Raw genomic sequence first — 7,714 nt, forward strand, 5'->3', positions numbered from 1 at the left:
CAGGATGCGCATTCTGCTTTTGTCGCATTCCTTCAACAACCTGACGCAGCGGCTGCATGTCGAACTCTGCGAGCGTAGCCATGAGGTCTCGGTCGAGCTCGATATCCATCCCGACGTGACCCGCGAAAGTGTTGCGCTGTATCGGCCCGACCTCGTTATCGCGCCGTTCTTGAAACGGGCGATCCCTGACGATGTCTGGCGTGGCGTGCGTTGCCTCGTCGTGCATCCCGGCCCGCCCGGTGACCGCGGTCCTGCGGCTCTCGACGGGGCCATTCTCGAGGGCGTCCCGGAGTGGGGTGTCACGGTGCTGCAGGCGGATGGCGAGTTCGACGCCGGTCCGATCTGGGTCCTGTTCCCGATGCGGCGTGCCGCGTCCAGCATCTACCGCAACGAGGTCACCTCCTACGCGGTGGAGGCGGTGCTCGAGGCCATTGCGGCGATCGAGGCCGGGCACGAGCGCCCGCGCCAATGGCGAGCGACGATCCGCGCATTCGCGTGCGGGGGCCCTGCCGGCAAGCGGATCGCGCGATCGACTGGCAGCACGACACAACCGTCGAGGTGCTTCGCAAGATCGACAGCGCCGACGGCATGCCCGGCCTGACCGACAGTCTGTTCTGGCAGGACGTCCGGCTGTTCGATGCGCATGAGGCCCATGGCATCTCCGGCGTACCCGGCACCGTGGTGGCGCAGTGCGACGGGTGCGCTGGCCCGGGCGACCGTCGACGGCGCGGTCTGGATCGGCCACGTCCGGCGTGTCGCGCCGAAGAGCTTGAAGCTTCCGGCGACGAAGATCTTCGCGTCGGAAGCCGCGCATCTGCCGCACAGGCCAGGATGCGGCTACGGTCCGATCGAATATCGCGAGCATTGCGAGGTTGGCGAGCTGCAATTCAACTTCTACAACGGCGCCATGAGCTCCGACGACAAGGCACTGCTCAGCGCCTATCGAACCGCGCTTGCGCGCGCAACCAAGGTGCTGCTGCTGACCGGCGGCCTTGATTATTGGTCGAACGGCATTCATCTTGCCGAGATCGAGGCCGCCGACAGCGCGGCGGATGAATCCTGGCGCAACATCAACGCGATCGACGATCTCGCGCGGGCCATCATCGAGACCACCGATCGGCTGGTGGTTTCCGTCGTTCGCGGCAATGCCGGCGCAGGCGGCGTGTTCCTCAGCCTCGCCGCCGACGAGGTCTGGGCCAGCGATCGGATCGTGCTCAATCCGCATTACAAGGACATGGGCAATCTCTACGGTTCGGAATACTGGACCTATCTTCTGCCGCGGCGCGCGGGTGCCGCGAATGCGGCCATGATCACTCAATGCCGGCTGCCGATGGGCGTGGCTGAGGCCGGACGCCTCGGCATCGTCGATCGCGTGCTGACGGCCAGGGGCGCGGCAACGGACGATCTCGTGAAGCTCGCCGCCGCGCTTGCATCGGATCCCGACTATGCCGCGCGCCTTGTTGACAAGCAAAGGCGCCGCGCCGCCGACGAAGCCGAGAAGCCGCTCGACGCGTACCGCAACGAGGAGCTGCGCCGCATGCGGCTCAAGTTCTACGGCTTCGATCCAAGCTACCACGTGGCGCGTTACAATTTCATTCACAAGGTCCCGAAGTCGCGTACGCCGCTGACCATCGCTAATCACCGGTCGCGGCGTGAGCGCGCACGACCTACCTGCATGGCGGTGCGATCATGAGCATGCCAGGAAACGAGCAGGAAAAGTGCCGGGAAACGTCCAAGGAACCATTCTCGTCGTCGACGACGAGATTCGCTCGCATGAGGCTCTGCGGCGCGTCCTCGACCAGGATTCGAGGTATTGTGCGCCGGCAATGCGGCCGATGCGGAGAAGCTCCTGGAAGGCGATATCGTCCACGCCATTCTCTGCGACCAGCGGATGCCGCACGAATCGGGCGTCAGCTTCCTGAAGCGCGTCCGCGACATATGGCCGGATCCGGTGCGGATGATCATCTCCGGCTATTCTGACTGCGAAGACATCATCGCCGGCCTCAACGAGGCCGGCATCTATCAATTCATCACGAAGCCATGGCAGCCGGACCGGTTGGTCGACATCGTCAAGAAAGCAGTTCAGCTCTACCGGCTTCAGAAGGAAACGGAAACGGCGGGGGTCGATGTCAAGGCGACGCCCGGGCACGTCAAGAAGGTCGTGTCGGTCAAGCGCGGCGCCGCAAAGCAGCTTTACGACTTCAACCGTGTCGTGCATTCGCCCCATAGTCCGATGCATGACATGATCGAGCTCGGCAGACGCGCCGCCGACTACGATATCTCCGTGCTGATCACCGGGGGAGCCGGCACCGGCAAGGAGCTGCTCGCCCGCGCCATTCATTATGGCTCGGCCCGCGCCAACAAGGCGTTCGTGGTCGAGAATTGCGGCGCGCTGCCGGATGAACTGCTCGAAAGCGAATTGTTCGGATGCAAGAAGGGCGCCGCCTATCAGGACCGCATCGGCCTGTTCGAGGTGGCGGACGGCGGCACCATCTTCCTCGATGAGATCGGCGAGACCTCGCCGGCGTTCCAGGTCAAGCTGTTGCGCGTGCTGCAGGAGAGCGAGATCCGTCCGCTCGGCGCGCAGCGGGTGCGCAAGGTCGACGTGCGCGTGGTGGCCGCGACCGATCGCGATCTCGAAGCCGAGTCACAACGTCGATACCTGCCGGAGTTCTACGGCAGGATGCTCACCACCCGCACCTTGCAGGGTCGCATCGACACGCTCGCGCAGGTGCGCGATGCGGGCATCAAGGTCTGCTGCGGCGGCATGCTCGGCATGGGCGAGCGCGTCGAAGACCGCCTCCTGATGCTCGTTCTGCTCGCTAATCTCCCAAAGCATCCGGAGAGCTGCCGATCAACGTGTGGAACGAAGTTCAGGGCGTTCCGGTGAATGACACCGCGGAACCGCCCAATCCGATTGCGACGGTGCGGCTGGCGACGGCCCGGATCATGATGCCGAAGAGCGTGGTGCGGTTATCCGCGGGACGGCAGTACAGGACGCATGAGCTGCAGGCGCTTTGCTTTTTGGCCGGTGCGAATTCGATATTCATCGGAGATGTGCTGTTGACCACCAAGAATCCACAACGTGAGCGGGAGGCGAGTTTGTTGAACCGGCTTGGCGTCACATCTGCCCTTGCCTGAGTGAAAAAGAAAAAGCCGGCGCGTAAATGAAGGGAAAATCCATCGCGCCTCGGTCACCGAAAGCCGATCTGCACTATGAAGGCTCGGTCTCGATTGATCGTGCCCTGCTGGACGCTGCAGGATTTTTGATCAAGGAACGCATCGAGATCTACAACGTCAAACCGGAGCGCGCTTCGCAACCTTTGTCATCGAGGCGCCCCGAGGCTCCGGTATAATAAGCTTGAACGGCGCGGCAGCGCGACTCGCGATGCCCTGTGACAAAGTTGTCATGGTTACATACGCCTCATTTGACGGGGCGGAAGCAAAAACGTTCAGGCTGGTTGACTGAGGCAATCGCATCTTGCCGGGCTGAAAGCTGCATGCCTAATCCTCCAGTTGCGATCATCAAAATTGGTTCGTGGCTGTTGGGCTTGCCCCGCAGTGAGCGATGAATCCAATCCACCTCATGAAGCTTGATGCCTACGTCACGGCCTTGCATGCCCTGAAAGAAGACGACCGGCTGCGCGGCCTCAAGCCGCGCACGGGCGTCGATTTCGCCTCGAACGATTATCTCGCGCTCGCGAGCGCGTATGAATCTGGCCGCGGTCGAGGCTGGCACGCCGATCGGAGCCGGCGGGTCGGCCTTCTGCGCGGCAATCGCGAGGAGCACGAAAGTCTCCAAGCAGAAGCTGTCAGTTTTTTTGGAGCAAGAACGGCAATCTTCTTTGGCGTCGGTTATATCCCAAATTTTGCTCACCTGACAACGCTGCCCCAGCGGGGCGATTTGCTTGTCCTGGATTCTCTGGTGCACGCAAGTGTTCATGAAGGCGCGTGTGCCGGTCGCGCCGAGTTTCAAATAAGCGTCCATAACGATTCTTGCTCGGTCGAAAACATAATTCGCGACTGGCGGCCCAAGGGCGGAATAGGCCGCGCCTGGATCGTGGTCGAAAGTCTCTATAGCATGGATGGCGATTTCGCACCGCTCGAAGACCTTGTCGCGATCGCGGACCGATACGATGCATTCCTGATCGTGGATGAGGCGCATGCCACAGGAGTCTACGGCGAGCAAGGGCGGGAGCTAACCGGGCCTTATGAGGGGCGCGAAAATCTTCTGGTCGTTCACACCTGTGGCAAGGCGCTCAGTGCCGCCGGCGCGCTTCACTGCATGCGGTGTGCTGCGCGATTTCATGGTCAATCGCTGTCGTCCATTCATCTTCGCCGCCGCACCCTCGTCCTTGATGGCCATCGCCGTGCGGGCAGCGCTGTCGATCCTGCAGGAGGAGTCCGAGCGTCAGCAGCATCTGGCCAAGCTCGTCGCGTTTACGCATCGGCAGATGCGTAAACGTGGCTGGCAAAGTCCTTCGGGCTCGCAGATTGTGCCCTGTATCCGTTGGCGACAATGCGCGCGCAATGCGGCTTGCCTCTGCACTGCAGGCTCGTGGCTTCGATATCCGCTCAATCCGGCCGCCAACGGTGCCAGTTGGCACAGCTTGTCTACGAAATTTCACTGACGCTCAACGTCGCCGAGGAGGATGTGCTTGCAATGCTCGATGCTCTTATCGAGGAGACGACAAATGAGGCTCAATGAGCCAGCAGATCTGTTGACCGTTACGGATACCAAAGTCCGAAGATCGGTTTTTTCCGCAGTGTCGGTCCATCTCATGCGCGCGAAATTGGAAACCTATTCAGCCTGGCCGCGAAGGAGAGACCAGCGAGCTCGTCGCACGGCTGGGCGATCTCTAGCTTTGATCGTTCCAAACTTCAGATCGCCTCGCGTGCTTTGCTTCAGGAAGCTCGAGATCCGCCTCGCATGAAAAGCTTTGTATTCGACTGATCGGGTGCCTAAATTCGGCAACAAGCGGCCAACAATTAGGCAAATTAGGCTCATGGCTCAGGCAATAAAGAGCGCGAATATGGATACTATCCGTCGATTAGGGTCGAGCAAAATGACAGCATTCAATGCTCGATGTGCTCACTGAGAAGACGAGAGGAGGCGCTCGATGAGCCAGCAGATCGTGGTGACCGGTACGGGTACCGGAATTGGAAAAACGGTGTTTTCCGCGGGGCTCGCCGATCTCCTCGGCGCCAACTACTGGAAGCCAATTCAGGCCGGCCTCGAAGGAGAGACCGATACTCAGATCGTCGCACGACTGGGCGGTCTGTCAGCCGATCGCATCGTGCCGGAGCGTTATCGCCTGACAACGCCTGCTTCGCCCCATCATTCCGCGGAACTTGACATAGTTCGCATCGACGCGGGCTCGCTCAATGTGCCGGACACTGCGGAGCGGCCGCTCGTGATCGAGGGCGCCGGCGGGCTAATGGTGCCGCTGAGTGGCGATACACTCTACATTGATGTCTTTGAGCGATGGCGGTTACCAGTCGTTCTCTGTGCGAGCACAGCGCTTGGCACCATCAATCACACACTGCTCTCGATAGAGGCACTGCGAAAGCGCGAGATCTGCATTCTTGGGATTGCCTTCATTGGCGAAAAAAAAGCTGAGGCGCAGATTGCTATTCGCGAGATTGGCCGGGTGCGTTGGCTCGGGCGATTGCCCTGGCTTTCTTCCCTAACCACGGACACGCTGCAGACCGCGTTCAAAGCGTCATTCCGCTGCGATGATTTCAAACAATAATCGCCGTTGGCAATCTCGCCCATCTTGCCTCTGTCTCATTGAACGCAGATGGGGCTCCCAAGGCGGGATTCGATCTGCTCCGCATGCTTCTCTGACGAAGGCAGCCGCTTCGGCTTCGCCAAAATAGCCTTCAAATCTACATCTCACCGACCTCATAGCCAGGGATGTCGGATCTCGCCAGTTAAAAAAGACTGGCGCACCCTGCGCCAGGCGATGCAGCTATACGCGCCCTATTGGCTCGATCTGTTGATTTGCGTCGAGAATGCGGGTCAGAGCGCAGGATTTCACAGTCGAGTCCCTGTTTGTTGCATCAATTAAGATTCAGGTATCGTTAGGTTCAGCAGTCACGGCGAAGCACCTCAAATTGAATGTTCCGGTCGCCAAGGAGGGCGCATCGGATTCAGACTCTTGCGCCAATCGTGCGCCGAGAGGCTTGGCATCGTCGTCCCGTAGGTCAGTGCTGCGCTGATGAAAATGCAGGAGGCACCCACGTAACGCCGACAGGAGGCGAGAATGCACGATAGCTCTTATCGTTCCCAGCACGGTTCAGTAAAGTTCTGCGCAATGTGCGGTCGAAGGTTTGGGCTCGTACGCTACTACAGCTGGCGAACGGCACTTTGCTCCAAGAAATGCGTCGACCGGTTCAGGGAGCGGCGGGAAGCCGACCATAAATGGCTTCGTCGGTTGCGGACGGCTTGAGACTGGCGAGATCAGTCCACAAATCGCTGATATGCAGTCGGCCCGTAGGTTCCGTCGCAATCCAGAAGATCGGCGGCATCATAAGCCGGGTCCCGGAAATCTCATCGGCGATCGCGTCTGCAGTTGAGCAGGGGGGTAGCCAGCCACGCAAGCCATTTCCCGAAACGTGCAGCAGGGAGCGTAAGGAAGGCGGCAGTGGCAAGCATTGCCGACGTCAAACGCGGCGCAACGGACACCTATCCGGGTTTAAGCCAGCTGCTTGCCTCGGCACAGAGGCTGTCCAACGACAGCGGCGACTGAAGACCCAAATCGAGAAGTTCCTGATGATGGTTCGCGTACCCTAAAGCTGCCTAGTAGGCGCTTCCACCGTCCTGAAGGAAGATCAACGGGCAGCACAATCCGAAATGAAGGGATCAAATGGATACAGCTGAGACTTCGTCCGAAGCTGCGGGCGCAAACATCATCACTGTTCCTTTCGAGGAGAGAAAACCAGATCTCAGAGACCAGGAGACACTGTCAAACATTGCGACGGAGCGTCGAGAGTTTGCGCGAATGTCTCAGGACTATTGAGAGCATCACTGGGAGTGTTGATGACCAGCGACTTCGTCGCGGCGATCGGTGCGGCCCCGAGGCCTTGAACGAGTCCCTGCTTCTGTCCGAAACCACACGTGTCATCTGCGCGCGTCCTCGGGTTGCGAAATCAACCCACGTGCGGCCGAGAAATTGCGACCAGATTCCTCTGGTTTGCGCTGGCCCAAATCATGCTGTGGCTACGGGCGAGAACGCAGAATGGGAGGCGCCTTAGTTGCAACCAGCCATCGAGATGACGTCGTGCCGCTGAGAATGCGGGCAAAATATAAGTCGTGATCCGAAATCCGACCTCGACGGGACGGGGCAACCTGATGGTCTTGGAAGTTCCGTCTTAGCATTACAGTTGCCGTTTTGCTTTGAGATGCGCGCGCTGAGCGGCAGCCTGGTGAGCTCTGCGCCAGAATGACCATGCGATGACATGCGCGGGTTGGATCCGCTTTCGAGCAAGCCTGATGGCGATGCGGCGGATTTCCTGGATTGACCAACGGATCAGTGGCGGCGTGGGTGTGCTTTGGCTTTTGCCGGGGGGCGGCGTTTGGTTTTTTTGGGCGGTGGCGGATTGGCGCGATGTCGGATCGCGGCCATCATGGCGAAGGCGAGCATCACCAGGGACACGTGGCGGTGCCAGCCATGCCAGGATCTGCTCTCGTTGTGATCCAGCCCGAACTCGT

4 protein-coding genes and 4 pseudogenes are annotated in these 7,714 nt (G+C 60.1%); 7 read left to right on the plus strand and 1 reads right to left on the minus strand.

The genetic code is table 11. From position 1 onward, the window contains the following. The first annotated feature begins 4 nt into the window (after positions 1 to 4). The 7 genes and pseudogenes from IVA82_RS33515 (at position 5) to bioD (ending at position 5,753) form a co-directional block, all read left to right on the plus strand. The gene (locus tag IVA82_RS33515) at positions 5 to 601 is read left to right on the plus strand and encodes a formyltransferase family protein (protein ID WP_247493720.1); all 597 of its coding nucleotides are present in this window, start codon (positions 5 to 7) and stop codon (positions 599 to 601) included. 51 nt (positions 602 to 652) lie between these two features. Continuing rightward, positions 653 to 1,693, plus strand: a complete 1,041-nt coding sequence (locus IVA82_RS33520; protein ID WP_247493721.1) for an enoyl-CoA hydratase-related protein — start codon at positions 653 to 655, stop codon at positions 1,691 to 1,693. Between the two features lie 25 nt (positions 1,694 to 1,718). After that, a pseudogene (locus tag IVA82_RS33525) lies at positions 1,719 to 2,647 on the plus strand (sigma 54-interacting transcriptional regulator); the annotation flags it as partial. A gap of 18 nt (positions 2,648 to 2,665) precedes the next feature. Further along, positions 2,666 to 3,141 (plus strand): annotated as a pseudogene (locus IVA82_RS33530) (biotin synthase); the annotation flags it as partial. Between the two features lie 37 nt (positions 3,142 to 3,178). Beyond that, a pseudogene (gene panD, locus IVA82_RS33535) lies at positions 3,179 to 3,469 on the plus strand (aspartate 1-decarboxylase). A gap of 117 nt (positions 3,470 to 3,586) precedes the next feature. Next, positions 3,587 to 4,462 carry an aminotransferase class I/II-fold pyridoxal phosphate-dependent enzyme gene (locus tag IVA82_RS33540; RefSeq protein WP_247493723.1) on the plus strand — a complete coding sequence of 292 codons (876 nt, stop codon included), beginning with the start codon at positions 3,587 to 3,589 and terminating at the stop codon, positions 4,460 to 4,462. Positions 4,463 to 5,120: 658 nt separating this feature from the next. Continuing rightward, positions 5,121 to 5,753, plus strand: coding sequence for a dethiobiotin synthase (gene bioD, locus IVA82_RS33545; RefSeq protein ID WP_247493722.1), 633 nt, complete (start codon positions 5,121 to 5,123; stop codon positions 5,751 to 5,753). A gap of 1,779 nt (positions 5,754 to 7,532) precedes the next feature. On the opposite strand, the pseudogene IVA82_RS33550 reads toward bioD, so the two are convergent. Further along, positions 7,533 to 7,714 (minus strand): annotated as a pseudogene (locus tag IVA82_RS33550) (IS701 family transposase); the annotation flags it as partial.

This window comes from Bradyrhizobium sp. 142, assembly GCF_023074015.1.
Classification (GTDB): domain Bacteria; phylum Pseudomonadota; class Alphaproteobacteria; order Rhizobiales; family Xanthobacteraceae; genus Bradyrhizobium.